We start from the raw sequence: 19,763 nt of genomic DNA, 5'->3' as shown, positions 1-19,763 counted from the left end.
GGAATGAGCCTCATTATGTCTAGGTTCTCATGAGCCGCTCAGCGCGAACAAAGGCGATAAACCGTCTTGCTTCCTCGTCTGTCAGTTCACGACCGTCTACCATCAGCTTGTAGCTCTTCAGCAGATCTTCATCTGATAGCTCCAGCTTGTCCACAAAGCCGCGAACATCATCGGACAAGGCTGGCTGTATGCGATTGGTGCGGCCGATAATATAGTCGATAGATACCTCAAATATATCCGCCAACTGGTTAAGTATTTCAAAGTCAGGCTTGCGTCTATTCTTCTCATAGTGGGAGAGGGAGGCTCGTGTAATGCCCAGCGATGAAGCCAATTCCTCTTGGGTCCATCCCTTATGTTCTCTTAGCTCCGCTATTCGGGTGCCGTAATCCATTCTTACATTTAACCTCCTATCATGCAGGCTCTATCGCGTTCTAGCCCAGAGACGCAGCTTACAGTGCCATGATCAAACGGTATATCATAACTCCTTGCGAATCTATTCTATCATAGAGCATTTTTGTCGAATATAGATTTCATAAAGTTCATGCAGCCATTCCTCTCATATTTGTCGAGCGGGAATGGCTTTTTGTGATCGCTCAACAATTGAGATAATCCAGAAGACTTACAAAGAATCAATAAATAGTAGTAATAAAGTCGCTACAAGTTTCATTTATATATATAAGCATGCTTTTCTCCAGCATACCACACGCGAAAGTCAGGTGATCAAAGAGTGATTGATCTTCATTGTCATATTCTCCCGGGAATAGATGACGGAGCCAGCGACATGGGAGAGACGCTGCGAATGGCTGCATATGCCGCGAAGCAGGGCGTTCACACGATCGTCGCGACACCTCATCATCGGACGAGACATCATGACAATCCTTCGGACAAGATACGTGAGGTGCTTCGACAGGTTCAGATTCAGCTTGAGCAGTCAAGGCTGCCTGTACGTTTATTAACAGGACAAGAGTATAGATTAAACGCAGCCTATATGCAGGATCTCGAAGCAGGTCATATGCAGACACTCGCTGACAGCTGTTATTTACTCGTGGAGCTGCCGCGATCGAGTATCCCCGTATACTTCCATCGTTTCGTAGCGGATATGACAGCCGCACGGGTGAAGATTGTTATTGCTCACCCTGAGAGACATCTCACGATTGTAAATCAGCCATCCATTCTAGAACGCTGGATCGCCAAAGGGATTCTGCTTCAAGTGACAGCACCCTCGCTGATAGGAGAGTATGGCCGCAAGATCCAGAAGACCGCCATATGGATATGCAAGCAGCGATGGGCTCACTTATTAGGTTCGGATGCCCACCATATCCATACCAGACAGTTTCATCTGAAAGAAGCTTACGCCATGATCGCCAAGCATGTAAGTGTTGAGTATATGGAAGAAGTTAAGCGGAATGCGGACCTAGTTATAGCAGGCAAGCAGGTCGAAGCAGGGAAATATGCGCTGTTGCCACGCGGTAAATTCCTGCAATAACGAAAAAGGACTGGTTGCAGTGGAATTACAAGACTTAGTTCATGTCATTAAGAAACGTTTCTGGTTCATGACGGTATTCGTTCTCCTTCTAAGCGCTTCAGTCGGGTACGTCAGTTTCAATTGGATCACACCGCAGTATGAAGCCGCAAGCAAGCTGCTCGTGAACAATCTTTCGGACAATGCCCCCGCGCCTGTGGATGTGAACACGATCAATATGAACATTATGCTGATTAATTCTTACAAGGAGATACTGCAGTCCGCCCGCATAAAGGATAAAGTGCTGGAGCGATACCCTGATTTACAGCCGTACGCAGAGCTCCTGCAGCAGGTGCGAATTATATCAGGGCGAGAATCCCAGGTGATGACATTAACCCTAGTAGACACTTCGTATCAGCGAGCGGCTGAGATCGTAAACGCCATGGCGACCGTCTTCAAAGAAGATATTCCGCAGCTGATGAAGGTAGATAATGTGTCGGTGCTTGATCTAGCGAAGCCCGATGATCACCCTGCTCCAATTAGCCCGAATCACCTATTGAACTTAATGATCGCTTTCGTTCTCTCTTCTATGTTCATGCTTGCGATCTCGCTCTTGCTCGAGAAGCTGGATGACACGATCAAGACGGAGGCAGAAGTAGAGGGGATGCTCGGTCTGCCCGCTTTAGGAACGGTGACGAGAATGAAGAAAAGTGACCTTGAAGAGAAAACAGTACGTGTAAATGAGAAGCAAGCAGGTGAACTAAATGCCAAGACAAGCGCGTAACAGAGAATTAATTACCGTCATCAATCCACAGTCCTTCATATCGGAAGCATTTCGCACGATACGCACGAATGTTAACTTTGCAGGCTGGGATAGACCCATACAAACACTGATGATCACATCAACTCAGCCAGGTGAAGGAAAGTCTACCATCGCTGCGAATCTGGCTGTCTCCTATGCGCAGGAAGGAAAAAAGGTGTTGATTATCGATGCGGATATGCGCAAGCCAGTTCTTCATTCCTTCTTCGGTATAACCAATTATTACGGGCTTTCGAACTTACTCACGCTGCCGAGGTCGCCGGCGATTCAAGCTGATGCGGTGAAGGAGACGTTCCTCGTGAATTTATCGATTCTCCCTTCTGGTCCGGTGCCGCCGAATCCTGCGGAAATATTAGCTTCGCCGCGGCTCAGCGAGCTGCTTCAGGAATGGAAGCAGGAATACGACTTGATCATCTTCGATACCCCGCCAGCACATATCCTGACGGATGCCTTAATCCTATCAACTGCTGTAGATGGTGTCGTGCTCGTCGTGCAGGCAGGCAAAGTAAAGCGCGGGCTTGTACAGAAGACGAGGCTGAATCTGGAGATGGTGAAGGCCAACGTATTAGGTGTCGTTCTTAATCAAGTAAAGCCTCATAAGCATAGCAAGCTGTACAAATACGACTAGGACGCCTAGTTGGTACGGATAACTTCATACTTGCGGTCGCTTGGAGCGCGCCAAAGGTCATGCCTACTGAACCTATATCACGGGAGGCACTCGGTTGCGCTGTGGGTGTAACGACCTTAGACGTAGATCGTCAAGGGTGTGACGTGAGGAGGGGTTAGATGCCCTGTAATAAGAAGTCAGATGTATGCTGTGATGCCGAACGCGAACGGATCAGGCATCACGGTATGATTGTGACTTTGATAAGGCACTGATCTATATTTGCTCATTACATCAACTGTTGACGGAGGTAGTTTATGAACATGCAAAAGCGAATGGCAGGTTTTCTCGGGTTGGATTACATGATCGTCTCCATGTGTGTACTTTTTACCTGCCTATTGCAATCATCTGCAGGGGGTGATTCAGAAGAGTGGATCCCGTATTTACTGTACGCCATCATGACCGCGACAATTCAGGTTGTCGTCATGTACGGCTTTAAGCTGTATCAGCGAATATGGAGGTTTGCGAGTATTCATGAAGCTTTATTGCTTCTCAAGGCTGTGTTTATCAGCAGCCTTGCTTCTTATATTCTTAGTCTGGCCGTATTGTCGGTGACGATTCCCTTAATATCAGCGTTGGAGTCGTTTGAGGCCACGCTGCTGGGACTTGGCGGCATTCGCTTTGCTAGACGAATGTTTCAAGACAAGGCTCATGTTCACAAGCGCGGCAAGAGAAGGGCGCTGATCATCGGAGCGGGAGAATGCGGCAGCATGATCGCGAAGGAGTTGAAGCATCATCCTTCCACTCATATTGTGCCGGTGGCGTTTATCGATGATGACTTGAGAAAGCACAAATGCCAGATTCATGGCATTCCCGTAGTGGGCAACCGGCATAGCATTGAAACAGTGGTTTCGGACATGGCGATCGAGGATATTATAATCGCGATTCCATCCGCGTCGCGAGAACAGATTAAAGCGATCATTGAGTGCTGCCAAGGCGTTAGAGCCAAACTGATGATCATTCCTGCACTGAATGATCTCATAGAGGGCCGGGTCAGTGTAAAGGAGATTCGAGATGTGCAGGTGGAAGATTTGCTTGGAAGAGAGCCTGTGCATACGGATCTCGCAAGTATAAGCTCCTATGTGAACAGCAAGACTGTGCTGGTTACGGGAGCAGGAGGCTCGATTGGCTCTGAATTATGCCGGCAGCTTGCGCTGGCAAAGCCTTCGAAGCTGCTGCTGCTCGGGCATGGGGAGAACAGCATTTATCAGATGGAGATGGAGCTTCAGCGAAAGTTTCCACAGCTTGCGCTTGAAACGATTATCGCCGACGTGCAGGACAGCGAGCGTATAGCAGCTGTGTTTCGCCAGTATCTGCCGCAGGTGGTATTTCACGCGGCGGCGCATAAGCATGTACCGCTCATGGAGTGCAATCCCGCGGAAGCGATCAAGAACAATGTGTTCGGGACGAAGCATGTAGCAGAATGCGCTCATGAATATAAGGCGGAGCGATTCGTCCTTATCTCATCCGATAAGGCGGTCAATCCGACAAGCGTCATGGGGGCGACGAAGCGAATTGCCGAGATGATCGTGCAGAACATGAATCAACGCAGTGAGACGATATTCGCCGCTGTCCGTTTCGGCAACGTGCTTGGCAGCAGAGGCAGTGTCATTCTTCGATTCCAAGAGCAGATCAAGCAAGGCGGACCGGTCACGGTAACACATCCAGAAATGATTCGCTACTTTATGACGATTCCCGAAGCTGTGCAATTAGTGCTGCAAGCGGGGGCGTTAGCGAAGGGCGGGGAAGTATTCATTCTGGATATGGGCAAACCGATGAAGATTGCGGATCTGGCGAGAGATGTCATTCGTCTGTCGGGATTCGAGCCTGAGCAGGATATACCCATCACGTATACCGGCATTCGCCGCGGAGAGAAGCTGTATGAGGAGCTGCTTACAAGTGAGGAAGGGATAACATCTACGAAGCATGAGCGCATCTTTATCGGCAAATTAGTAGAGATCAACACGGAGGGACTGCTGTTTGGCTTGGAAATGCTGAGGCAAGTGAGCATTCTGCCTGACGGCGCTAAGATCCGCGGGGCGCTTCAACATATGGTTCCAAGCTATCAGCTGCAACCGAAGGATGATACCGTCATGATCGAGAATCCGCAAGGCGCGTATGCGTTAACGGGCACTTAGAGAGGAAGGCGCGCAGTTATGGGAGGAGAGAGCGTGCGCTCCCTGCGGGGAAATATCGCATGGACATTCATTGGCAATGTTGTCTACGCAGCCTGCCAGTGGGCTATGATTGCTGTTATGGCCAAATGGGGCGGGGCAGAGACAGTCGGTCACTACGCGCTGGCGCTTGCTGTATCCGCCCCTATCTTCATGTTTACGAATCTGCAGCTTCGCACCATTCAAGCAACGGATGCCGCGCGCCAATTCAGCTTCGAGAATTATGTGGCATTGCGGCTTATGATGCTGGTTCTAGCGATGCTGATCATTGGCGGCATCCTCATCGTTAACCCGTACAGCACAGAAACAGCAATCATTATACTGCTTGTCAGCCTATCGAAAGGGATTGAAGCGATTAGCGATGTCATCTATGGGCTGCTGCAGCAGCGCGAACGGCTGGATCTCATCTCGAAGTCGCTGCTTCTCAGGGGACCCGCCACTTTGCTCGTTATGGCCGCGCTATTCTGGAGTACGGGAAGCTTGATTGCAGGAGTTGCCGGCATGTGTATCGCATGGCTGCTCCTCTTGCTCCTAGTTGACGTGCGATATGCGGCTCAGCATCATATGTTGCGCTGGTCGCGCGCGGCGTTTAACGTTCGCCCGCTGCTGAAGCTAAGCTTGCCGCTGGGCGTCGTCATGATGATTATCTCTCTGAATGACGCCCTGCCGCGTTATTTCATCGAGCATTATCTCGGCGTCGAGATGCTAGGGATCTATTCTTCGTTGGCATACTTTATCGTGGCTGGAAGCACCGTGCTGAGCGCTATAGGACAATCGGCGAGTCCTAGATTAGCCAAATACTACGCGCAAGGGGAATACCGCCAATACTTTCGGCTGCTATCCTACATGGCTCTTCTCGCGTTCGGTTTAGGAATCGCGGGAATATGCGCCGCCATATGGCTCGGCAGTCCGCTGCTTGCGCTGCTGTATACACCGCAATTCGCAGCATACTCCCCGCTGCTGGTGCTGCTGATGGGGTATGGGGCTGTATTGTATATGGCTTCGACCACGGGCTATGGGATGTCAGCCGCCAGAAAATTTCGAATACAGCCGTATCTCTTTGCCGCTACTTTCGCGGTTAGCTTGATATCACAATGGCTGTTGATCCCTAAGCTGGGGATCGAAGGGGCAGTATACGCGCTGATGATTGTAGCGGGGGTTCAGACTTTGGCTAGCGGTATCGTCATAATCGCCGCAGTTCGCCGTAATCGGGAGGTTGAGAAGAAAGCATATGCCGCAACAGCCGTTTAGAATATTGCATGTATTTGGCGTGATGAATCGCGGAGGAGCGGAGACCTTCGTGATGGATGTATACCGTCATCTGGACCGCGATCAGGTCCAATTTGATTTCGTCGTTCACTCCGAGCAGGAAGGCCACTATGACCGGGAGATTCTCAGTCTCGGTGGAAGAATATTCAGGATTCAGCCGCCGCGTTTGCAGCGTCTCGGCCAGTATCGCCAAGCGCTGACTCGCATATTGCGGGAGGAAGGGCCATTTCGCGGTGTGCATAGCCAGGTGCTCTATTTTTCAGGAGTTATACTTCAGATTGCTCATTCCTGCGGCATCACCATGCGGATCGCGAATAGCAACAGCACACAGGATGGCTATAAGAATTCATGGCTGCGCAATCGCTACCGCGCTTCGATGAGGAAGAAAATATTGCGGCACGCCACTCACTTGTTGGGAGTCTCAACAGAGGCGTGTGAAGCCTTGTTCGGTCCGGGTTGTATGAAGCGGGACAATATTGAGATCGTGCATAACGCCTTGAATCTAAAGCGGTTCAGAGAACCGCCTCAAGACAAGGCTGAGCTGCGTCGCAGGCTTGGATTGCCTATTGAGGACGTATTAGTTGGGCATGTCGGGCGGTTCAATCCGCCGAAGAACCATCGCTTCCTGCTGCAGGTGTTTCGCGAGTTTCTGCGTCAACAGCCGTCCGCCAAGCTCATTCTTGCAGGAGATGGACCTCTGCGTCCAGAGTCGGAGGCTTGGGTTAAGGAGCAGGGTATAGAGGAGAGCGTATATTTTCTGGGCGTGCGCGAGGATGTGCCAGACGTATTGAGGGCGATGGACATGTTCTTATTTCCATCCCTATACGAAGGGTTTGGTCTGTCGATCATGGAAGCCCAGGCGGCTGGCTTGCCGTGCATGATCTCAGATTCACTATCAGCGGAGGTGGATCTGGGTGTTGGATTAATCGAAATGGTCAGTATCCAGCATGGGCCAAATGAATGGGTGGCGGCCATGCAGCGAGCGTTAAACGGGAAGCCGGCTTCCTGGGAGACCATCGAGCAGAGCATCGTGGCGCGCAATCTGGAGATAGGTGGTCTTAGTCAGAAACTGCAAGCCATGTATTGCGGATAGTCGCACATGAAGGAGGGATAACGCTTGATGAATCATCGATGGAACGGTCGATGGAACGGATCGGCTAATGCTGAGACGGATCGATCATACCCTACAGGTTCGTTACAAGCCGTCCGCTCCTACGATTTGCTTAGTCCTCTCATTTCCGTGTATGTGTCTTTGTTTATAGCAATGGGCTTCTTAGCCACGAATTCGGCCTTATGGCATTGGAGCCTCATTCCGATCCTATTGTGCGGCATCATCATTCTGCCGGATGCGGTTGACTGGATGAGAGGGAAGGTCGATCCGTTTGACTTGGCGGGGATACTTGGTCTCCTGGGCATGCACTATTTCTTTCTAGCTCCGCTGCTGCATATTAAATGGGATCTGTGGATGGGCGAGGTTCAGCCTCCGGATGACTGGCGGACCTGGGTTGGGTATTTGTCGATCTTTAATCTAATGGGCATCATCGCGTATCGTTGGGCTCGCTCGCTGACGTGGAAGAGGAGCGGCAGTCAGCGGCCCGTTCAAGCTTGGAAGCTCCAGCCGGGACAACTGATGCCGATCTGGATTACTCTGCTGCTGTTAACTTGCGGTCTGCAGATGATCGTTTATTCACGATTTGGCGGCATTATGGGGTATATCCAATCCTATGCTTCCCATGACGACGCTTTTACTGGCATGGGGATTATCTTCATGTTCTCCGAGAGCTTTCCTATTCTGTTGATGATGGGCGGCGCCTTATGGTATCGAAGCCGAAGCGATAAGATTCCTTCTTGGGGGAAATTGATGCTTGTGCTCGCGATATTTCTGATGCTGCAGCTGCTGTTCGGCGGCTTGCGCGGCAGTCGCAGCAATACATTATGGTCCTTGTTCTGGGCAGTTGGCATTCTTCATCTCTACATACGCCCGATCACGAAGAAGGTTATTCTAGTCGGATTGTGCTTCGTGATTGCATTTATGTATCTGTATGGCTTCTACAAGGATAGAGGCATAGAAGGAATAACGGACATGCTGCAGGGCAAGACACAGCAAGCTTCGTCATCGAATGATCGATCTTCCTTGAAGATGACGCTGCTGGGCGATCTGGCGAGGACCGACATTCAGTCTTATGTGCTGTATCGTTTGCTTCAGCATGGTGATGACTACGATTATGCTCTTGGCGAGACTTATCTAGGGGCAGCGTCCTTGCTTATACCAAGCTTTCTGTGGTCTGATAAGCCACCTACGAAGGAAAAGGCCGGAACTGAGGTGCTGTTCGGTGCTGGAACCTATGCGGGTGTTCAGTTTCAGTCCTCGCGTGTATACGGCTTATTGGGTGAGAGCGCGTTGAACTTTGGTCTGATCGCGATTCCTGCGGCCTTTATGGTATGGGGCTTTGTCGTTGGGGCGATTCGCAGGCTGCTGCAGCGTTGGCGAGACCGGGATATTCGGATCCTGCTGCTGCCGCTGCTTATTAATTTCTGTTTCGTGATGCTGGTAGGAGATTCAGACAATCTTGTCTTCTTTATTGTGAAGTCGGGTTTTATGCCATTTCTATTTCTATGGCTGGTTTCGAGAAAGGCCAGATCTGAGGAGTGAGACGGGCCATGAGTCGGAAGGAAGAACGGGCGCCATTTATCGTGTTCGCTGTTACTATAGCCGCAAGCGCGGGATTCTACAGAGGGCAGATCCAATATTTGCGTCAGCAAGGCTATCGAGTCGGTATCGTATGTTCACCTGGTGAGATCGGATCGATCGACGCGGAACGATATGAGGTGCCGATGGAGAGAGAAATCTCTGTGCTCAAGGACATCGTGAGCTTATGGAGACTGATCCTGCTATTTCGCCGTATTCGGCCGGATGTGATCAATGCGGGCACCCCGAAGGCGGGGCTGTTGTGCAGCATCGCCGCCTTTGTCACGCGGATACCGGTTCGGATCTATACGATGCACGGCTTGCGTCATGAGACGCTGCGCGGGTTCAAGCGGCGCCTTATGATTCAGATGGAACGCGTCGCGGTCGCTTGCGTCCATCAAGTCTTGTGTGTAAGCCACAGCTTGAGAGAGCAGGCAGCGGCATTCGGGATTGCTAGGCGCGCCAAGTCCGCAGTCATCCACCATGGGAGCTGCTCCGGTGTGAGGATAGAGGATTATACGCTGGATGAATCGAGGCTGATGGACGCTAAGGAGATTCGCACGACACTAGGAATCCCTGATAAAGCGAAGGTGTTTGGCTTTGTAGGTCGGTTGACGAAGGACAAGGGCATTGAAGAGTTAGTCGCCGCCTTTGACAGCATATGTGCCAATCAAGATGAATGCTATCTGCTGCTGTGCGGCGAATATGAAGCGGGTGATCCGATCAGTCCGTCGACAAAGGAGCTCATCGAGCGTCATCCGCGAATCTTAACACCTGGATACGTCAGTCCTGTACTTCCTTACTATTTGAGTATGGATGTATTTGTGTTTCCTTCTTATCGGGAAGGGATGAGCAGCGCTAATCTGGAAGCTTGCGCTTCAGGCTTGCCGGTGATCACATCGATGGCGACTGGCTGTGTGGACGGGGTTCAAGACGGGGTTACAGGTATCATTGTACCTATCGGAGATGTGAACGGCATTCGCGAGGCGATGGAATATTTGCTGCGCCATCCTGAGGAAGCGCGACTTATGGGGGAACGAGGACGGGAGCGAGTGGAGCGTGACTTTCAACCGTTGGACATTTGGCGGGGACATGCGCAGTTGTATGATCAGTTATTGCATAAACGAATAGATCCTGTCGGGGCGGATGTGAGTCTATGAAATGCTTGGTTGCTGTAGAGACGAGATTCTACCGCGCGAGCGATGGCAGTGTATGGACAGAAGCGCAGAATGGCGCAAGCTTCTGGGAGCGGTACTTGCAAGTATTTGATGAGATTCTGGTGTTGGCGCGAGTGAAGTCTGTTTCAACTGTTCCTGAGAAATGGATTCGCGCGGACTCGGCGAAGGTGCAATTCCACGATCTTCCGTACTACATCGGCCCGTGGCAGTACGCCCGTGTGCGGAGTCGTATTGTTCGAGAAACGAAGCAGGCGATAACGACGTGCGATTGCGCAATTCTTCGAGTGCCGGGGACGATCGGGACGATCGCATGGAAAGAGCTAAAGAAGCAGCGCAAGAGGTACAGTCTTGAAGTATGCAGCGATGCGTGGGAGGCTCTAGCGCCAGGGACGGTTAAGAGCGTTGTGAGGCCATGGATCAGGCTCATGTCCACATGGGAGCTGAAACGGCAGTGCCGCCAAGCCTTCGGCGTCTCCTATGTAACCGAACGAACGCTGCAGCGCCGCTACCCAGCGCGTATCGATGCTGTGACTTCCCATTATTCATCCATTGAGATGGATGACGAGATGTATCAAGCAAGGAAGATAAATGGTAAGAAGCCGTATAAGATCGCGCATGTAGGCAGTATGGAAACGACCTATAAAGCCCAAGATGTACTGCTTGAAGCGGTTAAGCGCTGTGTCGATCAGGGCTTAGACATTGAATTGCAGCTCGTGGGCGATGGCCGCTGCAGAGCGCAATTCGAGACACTAGCAGAACAACTTCATATCAGCGAACGCGTGCGGTTTCTCGGTATGCTGCACGGTTCACGTCAGGTCGCCTCTCAGTTGGATCAGTGCGACCTGTTTGTGCTGCCGTCATTGGTCGAAGGACTGCCGCGAGCCTTGATCGAGGCGATGGCGCGAAGCCTGCCTTGCATCGCGACGAATGTGGGGGGGATCCCAGAGCTGCTGCGTGACGAGGACATGGTGAGACCAAAGGATGCCGCGGCATTGGCAGATAGGATTCTCTTCGTTCTCTCAGATCCGCGGCTCATGCAAGAGATGGGCGAACGCAATTATGAGAAGTCATTATCTTATTCTACTCAAGTGTTGACGAAGCGAAGATGTGAATTCTACCAAGCGCTGCATCGCCATTCTCATCAGGCAAATAGAGAGGAGATCCGTTATGGAACTTAAACGCAAGCTCGTGGATCGATCAGCGGTCACAGCGGTTGTAGGCCTAGGATATGTTGGACTGCCGCTGGCAGTGGAAATGGTGAATGCCGGTTATCTAGTATACGGGATCGACACTTCGCCGGAGAAGATTCAACAGCTGATGGAAGGTCGATCCTATGTGAAGGATGTGTCGGATGAGCAGGTTCGTGATTGCATGGACAGCGGTCGCTTCCTCGTAAGCACGCAATATGCGATCCTTCAAGATGCAGACACGATCAGTATCTGTGTGCCGACTCCTCTGCGAAAGACGAAAGATCCGGACATCTCATATGTGACAGCGGCAGTGGAGCAGATTGTTAGCGTCATGCGTAAAGATACGCTAATCGTATTGGAGAGCACGACTTATCCGGGAACTTCTGAAGAATTAATCGCTCATGAGATTGAAGCCAAGCTCGGCTACAAGGTTGGCGAGGACTTCTTCGTCTGCTTCTCCCCAGAGCGGGTGGACCCCGGCAATCCGGTCTATCACACGCATAATACCCCGAAGGTGATCGGAGGGATAACACCGCAGTGCTTGGAGCTGGGGATCGAGCTGTACGGCAGCTTTATCGACACCATCGTTCCAGTAAGCTCGACTCGTGTAGCTGAGATGGTGAAGCTGCTGGAGAATACGTTCCGCAGTGTCAACATCGCGCTCGTGAACGAGATGGCGCTGATGTGCGAGCGGATGAAGATTAATGTATGGGAAGTCATCGACGCGGCTGCCAGCAAGCCGTTCGGCTATATGCCATTCTATCCAGGGCCGGGTATCGGCGGACACTGCATTCCGCTTGATCCGGCTTATTTGTCGTGGAAAGCGAAGACCTATGATTTCTACACGAAGTTCATTGAGCTGGCAAGCGATGTGAACGGAAATATGCCGCGTTTCGTTCTGCAGGAGGTAAGCGATCTATTAAATGATCACCGGAAGTCGGTGAACGGCGCGAACATCATGCTGCTGGGCATGGCCTATAAGCGCGATATCGATGATGTTCGAGAATCGCCTGCCATGGAAATATTCCATCTGCTGCGCGGCAAGGGAGCGAATATCAGCTACCACGATCCGTATGTCGAACGCTTCAGAGACAAGAACGGTGAAGAGGTGCTGTCGGCTCCATTAGAGGAATCGACGCTGCAGCAGGCGGATCTGATCATCATTACGACGGATCACCGCTGTATAGACTACGGCTGGGTGGCGGAGCATGCCGCGCTTGTCTACGATACGCGTCACGCCACGAAGGGAATACGAAGAGATCATATCTATCTATTAGGCGGACAGCGAGCGTCGGATAACAGCTCTGCTGTGCGGACGGAGGTTGCTTATGTCTAATTATGTGGTGACTGGAGGGGCCGGGTTCATCGGCTCGAATCTGGTCGAGACCTTAGTGCTGCTAGGTCATGATGTGAAGGTATTGGACAACTTCTCAACAGGAAAACGTGAGAATCTAGCTCATCTTCTAGATCATATCGAGCTGATCGAAGGAGATATTCGCGATCTCGACACCTGTATAGAGGCTGTAAAGGGAGCAGACTATGTGCTTCATCAGGCTGCTCTTGGATCGGTGCCGCGATCCATAGAGGATCCGATCGCGACGCATCAGCATAATGTGGACGGCACGCTGAACATGCTGGTGGCGGCAAAAGATGCCGGTGTACAGAAGATGGTGCTGGCGTCATCTTCATCCGCATATGGAAATGCGATGACAGCGGCCAAGTCGGAGTCACTTACGCCCGCGCCATTATCACCATACGCGGTATCTAAAGTAGCGACGGAATATTATGCCGCAGTATTTCACAGCGTATACGGATTGGAGACCATCTGTTTACGCTACTTCAACGTATTTGGCGTTCGCCAAGACCCTTATTCTCAGTACGCGGCCGTCATTCCGCGGTTTGTAAAGGCCATGCTTGAGAACCGAGCGCCTGACATCTATGGGGACGGCATGCAGTCGCGTGACTTTACTTATATCGATAATGTCGTACAAGCGAACCTGCTCGCGTGCCATGCTGATTCAGAGGCATCCGGCAAAGTGTTCAACATCGCTTGTGGAGAACAGATCTCGATCAACGAGCTGTATCGCCAGCTGAGCAAGCTGCTAGGCAGCAGCTTGCAGCCGCAGTACCGCGATGCTCGCCAAGGCGATGTGCAGCATAGCTTAGCCGATATTCAGCTCGCCAAGCAGTACTTAGGGTATGAGCCGCAAGTTACTTTCAGCGAAGGGCTGCAGCGTGCTGTCACTTGGTATCAACAGCATTGGCAGCAGCGCGATTCACATGCTCAAGCGGTATTTTGATATCGCTGTTGTCGTCCTGCTGCTGCTGGTTCTATCTCCGCTGTTGCTCGTGCTCTGGCTGCTCGTGCGCTGGAAGCTGGGCGCTCCTGTGTTGTTTACACAGGAGCGTATCGGTCAATATCAGCATACCTTCTCCATCTATAAATTTCGAAGTATGACCAACGAACGGGGAGATGACGGAAGACTGCTGCCAGATGAGCAGCGTCTAACCCCCTTCGGCAGCTTCCTGCGCAAGTCGAGTCTAGATGAGCTTCCGCAGCTGTTTAACGTGCTGAAGGGAGATATGAGCTTGGTTGGGCCGAGGCCCCTCCTCGTACAATACCTGCCGTATTACACGGCCCGCGAACGCAAGCGGCATGCCGTTCGACCGGGAATTACCGGGTTATCCCAGATTAATGGGCGCAATCTGCTCTCCTGGGGGGAACGGCTAGAGTTGGATGTGCAATACGTGGAGAAGCAGAGTATAGCGAATGACTTGATCATCTTGATCTTAACCGCCAAGAAAGTAATTCTGCGCGAAGGAACGATCGTGAACCCTAACGCTATTATGCAGGATCTGGATAAGGAAAGAGCGCAGGTGCTCCAAACCAATTAATTGCGGGATGAATCTGAGGAGGCTCTGATATGACTTATCTAACTCGCTTGCGATTAGACTCTGAGATCACCTTTCCCTTCCTGCCAACAGCGGATGGTTCCGGGCAGACGGTCCATCCTTCTGTTCGTTATTTTCCTGAGGGATGGAACGGCTATAAATACTGGATGGCGGTATCAGGCTATAAGAATGGAATCGCAACGTATGAGAACACGCATATATTCGTATCCAATGATCTGACAACTTGGAGTGCTCCGCCATCGTTTACGAACCCGCTTGATGTGGCGGTGCTCGGTGCCTTTGAATCCGATCCGTATCTCGTATATAAGAGCGGAGTGCTGTATGTGTATTATCGTGACGGTTCCACATTGCTCCGTCGATCGACAACAGACGGCTCAACTTGGACTCCGCGCGAGCTATGCACATCGAACGAGGTCGTCGTATCGCCGTCCATTCTCTATATGAACGGCAGATGGTATATGTGGGCTGGACAGCAGGATCAAGGTGGCGGGCTCTACATCTATGAATCTGACGACGGTATTGATTGGGGATCAGGACGACAGTGCCGCACGAACGTAAGAATGAATTTGACGATCTGGCATTGTGAGGTGTGGCGGGATGGCGGGCTGTATCATGTGCTGGCCAGCGCCGGTACGAGCGGATTCAACACGCTTAATACTACACAGCTATATTACGGCACGAGTCTGGACGGAGACAACTGGTTGCTGGATGAGATGCCTTGTGTTCCGAAGAATATATGTCCTGAGCTGGCATGGCGAATATATAAATCATGTCCGGTTCCTCATGGCGATCGCTTGCTGCTCTTCGTCAGCGGCGGAGATCAGGCAGGCGGGACACAGCTGACAGGCGTGGCTTGGGCTGCGCTATCTGCGCTGCCGGTTCCGGCATACCCCATGATCGATGAGAAGTGGATATCCGATTACAGTACGATCGGTCCAGGAGTAACGAAGAATTACGGCTGGTTCAAGCCGTCCCCTTATCGGCGCTTGCGGGGTGTAGTTAAGCTTGAGCATGATGGCGAGCTCATTATTCGACAAGGCGTGGACGCTTCGAACGCATACTCAACAGCCGAAACGATATCGTTGTTAGCGGCAGAACAGCGGCTGGTGGATATCGAGCTCATGTTGCCGTGGGTCAACGTCTCCTTGCGCAATTCTACTTCCAACAGCGGATACGTCAGACATTTTATGAGTTTGTATATATAGTCGTTGCACTTAAGAGAGATAGATTCGGATCAAAAATGAATGATATAAGGGGGAATAAAGCCGATGTTACGCATCATTAGCCATTTGCAAGAGGAAGAATGGGACAGATGTGTGAGCCGATTTCGAGATACCGTGCTGTGGAAGCTGGAATACTATAAGCTGTACATGAATGAGGGGATGCCAGAGGCTGCCGTGTATGAAGGCAGCGATGGCTTCGTGTTTTATCCGTACCTTAAGCGGGCTATCCATTTGGAGTGGCTGCCGGCGTCGATGAATTCCCAATACTATGACATCACGACGGCTTATGGCTTCGGTGAACCTGCCGTACTCGCTTCGCCAGAACATCAAGAGCGACTGATGATCGAATTTCGCCGGCATTTCGATGAGTACTGCGCACGCCATCATATCATAGCAGAATTCATTCGCTTTCAGCCGCATATGTCAGGCTCACAATGGCTTAAGGACGTAATGGAGGTAGAAGCGAAGAAGCTTAATGTCTATGTACATATTCATCCGGAGTGGACTGAAGATGATTTTCTCAGTTCTTATCGCCCTAACTGCCGCAACAAAGTCAAAAAGGCAATGCGCTCTGGCGTATATGTCACAGCGGATGAAACAGGTGAACATCTAGACGCGTTCATGGACATCTACAATCACACGATGGATCGTAGAAACGCCTCGGATTACTATTATTTCTCTGAATCCTACTTCAAGGATATTGTGAAGCGGATGAAGGGCGACTTTGTCTTGTTCCACGCGTGGCATGAGGGCCGAATTATTTCGTCTGAGCTCACTTTCTATGATGATACCTACGTATACTCCTTGCTAGGCGGTACGATACAGGACACCTTCTATCTCTGTCCGGAAAATCTATTGAAGCATTATGCCATCTTGTGGGCACAGCAGAAGGGGATTCAATACTATCTGCTGGGCGGAGGCTATGAGGAGAATGACGGCATATTACGATTCAAGCGCTCCTTTGCCCCTAACAATCTGAATCAGTTCTATATCGGTAAGAAAACGCATAATCAGCAGGTATATGAGCAGCTCCGCCAAGTCATGCAGGATAAAGGGTATGACACTAGCGCGGCATACTTTCCAATCTATCGCTCCAATCTAACGCCTGCTGAACAGATAGCTTCGTTGTGATCACCAACTCATCAATAGGAGAGTCTATGGGAGGTTAAGGTTGTGGCATTAGCGACTAGCAAGCGCATTTATTTGTCCAATCCTCATATGGGCGAGCTGGAGCGGCAGCTCGTCCAGGAAGCATTCGATACAAATTGGATCGCACCGCTTGGTCCGCACGTGGACGCCTTCGAGCAGGAGCTGGCGAATTCAGTCGGTTCGGCGGGCGCCTTAGCGCTGAGCTCGGGAACGGCTGCCCTTCATCTTGCGCTGCGACTTGTCGGAGTGGGGAGGGGGGACGTGGTGTTCTGCTCCTCGTTCACCTTCGTTGCAAGCGCCAATCCGATACTATATGAAGGCGGAGAGCCGGTATTCATCGACTCCGAGCCGGATACGTGGAATATGTCGCCGCAGGCCTTGCTGCGCGCCTTTGTTGACGCGGAACGGAAGGGCAAGCTGCCGAAAGCGGTAATCGTGGTTAACTTGTACGGTCAGAGCGCGGATATGGAGCCCATTATAAACATTTGTGACAGCTACGGTGTGCCTGTGATTGAAGATGCGGCTGAATCCTTGGGTGCTACATACGGCAAGAAGTGCAGCGGCGCTGTGGGAACTTACGGCATCTACTCCTTCAATGGCAATAAGATCATTACTACCTCTGGAGGCGGGATGCTCGTATCGAATGACCTGGAGGCGCTCGAAAAGGCGCGCTTCTGGGCTACGCAAGCTAGGGAGAAGGTAGCTTATTATGAGCACCGCGAGATGGGCTTCAATTATCGAATGAGCAATATCTCGGCAGCAATTGGCAGAGGTCAACTGATGGTGCTGCAGGATCGAGTATCCGCTCGTCGGGCGGTGTATGAGCGCTATGAAGAAGCGCTGTCCACTGTGAAGGGCATATCCTTTATGCCTGAGGCGGACTTCGGTCGTTCGACGCGGTGGTTGACCGCGATCACGCTGGATAAGAGCGTGCTTGAGTTGGAACCGTCTGATGTAGTGAAGACTCTAGCGAACTATGATATCGAAGCTAGGCAAGTGTGGAAGCCGATGCACCTTCAGCCCCTGTTTGAGGCATGTCCATACTATCCTCACGAGGAGCACCATAGTGTGTGCGATGAACTATTCGCGAGCGGGATCTGCCTGCCTTCCGCTTCTAATCTGACGCTGGATAATCAAGCCTTTGTCATTGAACACTTGCTGCAGTGCTTATCCATGGCTGTGAAGTGAGTGAGAGAGCATATGAATAAGGAGATTGAGATAGCCGACTGTGTAGAGCTGGGAGCTGAACATGCGAATCTAATAGCGGAATTGCAGCGAAATGAAGATCATGTTCCAACATATTCGTACTTCATCACATCCTGTATCGGATACGAGCGCTATGTCCGCAATCAATTGGAAGAGAAGCAAGAGCACCGCAATACGTGGTTCATCGGCATCATGCATGAGGGTCTTCTGGCTGGTTATGCGGAATGGCGCTTGATAGAGGATATTCTTCATCTGAATCAGCTGCTCATACATCCTATTTACCGCGGCAAAGGAATCGGGAAATTACTTATGTTATGGGGAATGTCGTTTGCTAAAGAGCGGCATCTACCAGGGCTGTCATTGGATGTATTCGTCTCGAATGCAAGAGCGCTAAGCTGGTATGAGCGGCTTGGCTTCGTACCGCGAGAGAAGACGGCATGGTATGTACAAGCTGACGCGAGATCCGTTGAGATCGGAGCTGAACCCGTATATAGCCTGATTGATTATGATCAGTCAGAGCAGATGCACAGCATCTATCATTTCTCTACATTGTGTGTTACGACGCCTAGCGGCACGTACAGGATTGGTAGACTCGGTGCGGACTATTATCGGATTACCGATGTTGACGCGCTATATGATGATGATCTTATAGCAGGTTTGCGACGATTGGATCCGAGAAGAGCAATCGTAGTTATAATCCCTGAAGATCTAGCGATACCGTCGATGTACAGACTAGTGGATGTCAGCATGCGTATGATGCGGATTGAGGAGGGGTACGATGAGGAGCGGCAGTCGTACTGATCGATATGCATAAATGGGTAAAGATAGCGATAGCGGTGGTGTTCTGCATGTTGCTTATCGGAATGGGGATTGGGATATATGGATATATCAGCGTCAAAGAAACGGTAGATTCCATGTATGAGCCTTTGCCTAAACGCAAGGAAATAGTGCTTATCCCTAGCCAGCAGTCTAATCTCAGTGACAAGGTGCCGACAAGCAGTGACGAAGCGAAGAAAGAGTCTGTTGATGTCAGCAACACCGATCTCAAGCCGATCTCGCTGCTCGTTATGGGAGTAGATGAATCAGAACATGACAAAGGGCGGGCGGATACACTGATGCTGATCACGATCAATCCTCATCAACAGAAGGTATTGATGATCAGTATACCACGCGACACGCGCGTGAAGATTGCCGGGAAGGACACGACGGATAAGATCAATCATGCTTATGCGTTTGGCGGCACGGCGATGGCCGTTGAGACGGTAGAAGATTTCTTAGGCGTGCCAATTCATTATTATATCAAGACCAATATGGAAGGCTTCACTCGAATTGTAGATAATTTCGGCGGCGTGAAGGTCAATAACGAGTTTCGCTTTGATCTGGATGGCTTCGTGTTCGAGCAGGGGGAGCAAGTTCTGAATGGTCAGGAGGCTCTAGCCTACGTTCGAATGCGAAAAGAAGATCCGAACGGTGACCTAGGGCGTACGATGCGCCAGCAGGATGTGCTTGTCTCTCTGTTCGAATCGATTAAGGATATTGGCAATATTGCCGAATTACCAGGCGTGTTGGACATCATGAAGCAAGTGGTGAAGACGAATCTGACCTGGGATGAAATGAAGACCTTATTCATGGAATATAAGCCGCAGCATTATTCCTATATCCATGACTCCATACACGGTCAAGGACAATTGATCGATCATATCTACTATTTAGGGGTCGATCAAGAAGAGATCGATCGGGTTCATCAGCAGATCGCGGAGCAGTTGTCTTGAAGCAGAGCACATAGAGTTCCTTGCATGGCATGGATGACAGGCATCATAGGATGC

18 protein-coding genes are annotated in these 19,763 nt (G+C 51.0%); 17 read left to right on the top strand and 1 reads right to left on the bottom strand.

Annotated elements, in window-relative coordinates; all coding sequences use genetic code 11:
- Positions 1-19 precede the first annotated feature (19 nt).
- Positions 20-418, bottom strand: a complete 399-nt coding sequence (locus tag AC3WTP_RS17195) for a helix-turn-helix domain-containing protein (RefSeq protein WP_492395891.1) — start codon at positions 416-418, stop codon at positions 20-22.
- Positions 419-727: 309 nt separating this feature from the next.
- Here AC3WTP_RS17195 and AC3WTP_RS17190 point away from each other — a divergent pair, with 309 nt between their 5' ends.
- From AC3WTP_RS17190 to AC3WTP_RS17110, 17 genes are all read left to right on the top strand, one after another.
- The gene (locus AC3WTP_RS17190) at positions 728-1,486 is read left to right on the top strand and encodes a tyrosine-protein phosphatase (protein WP_492395856.1); all 759 of its coding nucleotides are present in this window, start codon (positions 728-730) and stop codon (positions 1,484-1,486) included.
- 19 nt (positions 1,487-1,505) lie between these two features.
- Entirely contained in the window at positions 1,506-2,246 is a 741-nt protein-coding gene (locus AC3WTP_RS17185; RefSeq protein ID WP_492395855.1) for a YveK family protein, read from the top strand.
- On the top strand, positions 2,227-2,910 hold the full coding sequence (locus AC3WTP_RS17180) for a CpsD/CapB family tyrosine-protein kinase (RefSeq protein WP_492395854.1): 684 nt from the start codon (positions 2,227-2,229) through the stop codon (positions 2,908-2,910). Before AC3WTP_RS17185 ends, AC3WTP_RS17180 begins: the two co-directional genes overlap by 20 nt.
- A 293-nt stretch (positions 2,911-3,203) precedes the next feature.
- Complete coding sequence (locus AC3WTP_RS17175) at positions 3,204-5,084, top strand: polysaccharide biosynthesis protein (RefSeq protein WP_492395853.1); 1,881 nt, start codon at positions 3,204-3,206, stop codon at positions 5,082-5,084.
- A gap of 18 nt (positions 5,085-5,102) precedes the next feature.
- Positions 5,103-6,371: a lipopolysaccharide biosynthesis protein gene (locus AC3WTP_RS17170; protein WP_492395852.1), complete on the top strand. Its 1,269-nt coding sequence runs from the start codon at positions 5,103-5,105 to the stop codon at positions 6,369-6,371.
- A complete protein-coding gene (locus tag AC3WTP_RS17165; RefSeq protein WP_492395851.1) occupies positions 6,352-7,482 on the top strand; it encodes a glycosyltransferase family 1 protein in 1,131 nt (376 codons plus the stop codon). Before AC3WTP_RS17170 ends, AC3WTP_RS17165 begins: the two co-directional genes overlap by 20 nt.
- A 27-nt stretch (positions 7,483-7,509) precedes the next feature.
- Complete coding sequence (locus tag AC3WTP_RS17160) at positions 7,510-9,042, top strand: hypothetical protein (RefSeq protein WP_492395850.1); 1,533 nt, start codon at positions 7,510-7,512, stop codon at positions 9,040-9,042.
- Between the two features lie 8 nt (positions 9,043-9,050).
- The gene (locus tag AC3WTP_RS17155) at positions 9,051-10,238 is read left to right on the top strand and encodes a glycosyltransferase family 4 protein (RefSeq protein ID WP_492395849.1); all 1,188 of its coding nucleotides are present in this window, start codon (positions 9,051-9,053) and stop codon (positions 10,236-10,238) included.
- On the top strand, positions 10,235-11,434 hold the full coding sequence (locus AC3WTP_RS17150; RefSeq protein ID WP_492395848.1) for a glycosyltransferase family 4 protein: 1,200 nt from the start codon (positions 10,235-10,237) through the stop codon (positions 11,432-11,434). The genes AC3WTP_RS17155 and AC3WTP_RS17150 overlap by 4 nt, the downstream gene beginning before the upstream one ends.
- Positions 11,424-12,782 carry a nucleotide sugar dehydrogenase gene (locus AC3WTP_RS17145; RefSeq protein ID WP_492395847.1) on the top strand — a complete coding sequence of 453 codons (1,359 nt, stop codon included), beginning with the start codon at positions 11,424-11,426 and terminating at the stop codon, positions 12,780-12,782. Before AC3WTP_RS17150 ends, AC3WTP_RS17145 begins: the two co-directional genes overlap by 11 nt.
- A complete protein-coding gene (locus tag AC3WTP_RS17140) occupies positions 12,775-13,746 on the top strand; it encodes an SDR family oxidoreductase (RefSeq protein ID WP_492395846.1) in 972 nt (323 codons plus the stop codon). The genes AC3WTP_RS17145 and AC3WTP_RS17140 overlap by 8 nt, the downstream gene beginning before the upstream one ends.
- Positions 13,682-14,341: a sugar transferase gene (locus AC3WTP_RS17135; RefSeq protein ID WP_492395845.1), complete on the top strand. Its 660-nt coding sequence runs from the start codon at positions 13,682-13,684 to the stop codon at positions 14,339-14,341. The genes AC3WTP_RS17140 and AC3WTP_RS17135 overlap by 65 nt, the downstream gene beginning before the upstream one ends.
- 29 nt (positions 14,342-14,370) lie before the next feature.
- Positions 14,371-15,564, top strand: coding sequence for a hypothetical protein (locus AC3WTP_RS17130; RefSeq protein ID WP_492395844.1), 1,194 nt, complete (start codon positions 14,371-14,373; stop codon positions 15,562-15,564).
- Between the two features lie 63 nt (positions 15,565-15,627).
- On the top strand, positions 15,628-16,713 hold the full coding sequence (locus tag AC3WTP_RS17125) for a lipid II:glycine glycyltransferase FemX (protein ID WP_492395843.1): 1,086 nt from the start codon (positions 15,628-15,630) through the stop codon (positions 16,711-16,713).
- Between the two features lie 87 nt (positions 16,714-16,800).
- On the top strand, positions 16,801-17,919 hold the full coding sequence (locus tag AC3WTP_RS17120) for a DegT/DnrJ/EryC1/StrS family aminotransferase (protein WP_492395890.1): 1,119 nt from the start codon (positions 16,801-16,803) through the stop codon (positions 17,917-17,919).
- 12 nt (positions 17,920-17,931) lie between these two features.
- Positions 17,932-18,738: a GNAT family N-acetyltransferase gene (locus tag AC3WTP_RS17115; protein ID WP_492395842.1), complete on the top strand. Its 807-nt coding sequence runs from the start codon at positions 17,932-17,934 to the stop codon at positions 18,736-18,738.
- 47 nt (positions 18,739-18,785) lie between these two features.
- Entirely contained in the window at positions 18,786-19,709 is a 924-nt protein-coding gene (locus tag AC3WTP_RS17110) for an LCP family glycopolymer transferase (protein WP_492395841.1), read from the top strand.
- The last annotated feature ends 54 nt before the right edge of the window (positions 19,710-19,763 follow it).

Source organism: Paenibacillus sp. EB106-04-04-XG159, from assembly GCF_058791835.1.
The sequence above is the reverse complement of the archived record's forward strand: the minus strand, read 5'-3'. Positions and strand labels throughout refer to the sequence as shown.

Coding starts and splice junctions, on each gene's coding strand:
- AC3WTP_RS17180 (WP_492395854.1), top strand. CDS start 2,227: ATGCCAAGACAAGCGCGTAACAGAGAATTAATTACCGTCATCAATCCA.
- AC3WTP_RS17175 (WP_492395853.1), top strand. CDS start 3,204: ATGAACATGCAAAAGCGAATGGCAGGTTTTCTCGGGTTGGATTACATG.
- AC3WTP_RS17170 (WP_492395852.1), top strand. CDS start 5,103: ATGGGAGGAGAGAGCGTGCGCTCCCTGCGGGGAAATATCGCATGGACA.
- AC3WTP_RS17165 (WP_492395851.1), top strand. CDS start 6,352: ATGCCGCAACAGCCGTTTAGAATATTGCATGTATTTGGCGTGATGAAT.
- AC3WTP_RS17160 (WP_492395850.1), top strand. CDS start 7,510: ATGAATCATCGATGGAACGGTCGATGGAACGGATCGGCTAATGCTGAG.
- AC3WTP_RS17155 (WP_492395849.1), top strand. CDS start 9,051: ATGAGTCGGAAGGAAGAACGGGCGCCATTTATCGTGTTCGCTGTTACT.
- AC3WTP_RS17150 (WP_492395848.1), top strand. CDS start 10,235: ATGAAATGCTTGGTTGCTGTAGAGACGAGATTCTACCGCGCGAGCGAT.
- AC3WTP_RS17145 (WP_492395847.1), top strand. CDS start 11,424: ATGGAACTTAAACGCAAGCTCGTGGATCGATCAGCGGTCACAGCGGTT.
- AC3WTP_RS17140 (WP_492395846.1), top strand. CDS start 12,775: ATGTCTAATTATGTGGTGACTGGAGGGGCCGGGTTCATCGGCTCGAAT.
- AC3WTP_RS17130 (WP_492395844.1), top strand. CDS start 14,371: ATGACTTATCTAACTCGCTTGCGATTAGACTCTGAGATCACCTTTCCC.
- AC3WTP_RS17125 (WP_492395843.1), top strand. CDS start 15,628: ATGTTACGCATCATTAGCCATTTGCAAGAGGAAGAATGGGACAGATGT.
- AC3WTP_RS17120 (WP_492395890.1), top strand. CDS start 16,801: ATGGGCGAGCTGGAGCGGCAGCTCGTCCAGGAAGCATTCGATACAAAT.
- AC3WTP_RS17115 (WP_492395842.1), top strand. CDS start 17,932: ATGAATAAGGAGATTGAGATAGCCGACTGTGTAGAGCTGGGAGCTGAA.
- AC3WTP_RS17110 (WP_492395841.1), top strand. CDS start 18,786: ATGTTGCTTATCGGAATGGGGATTGGGATATATGGATATATCAGCGTC.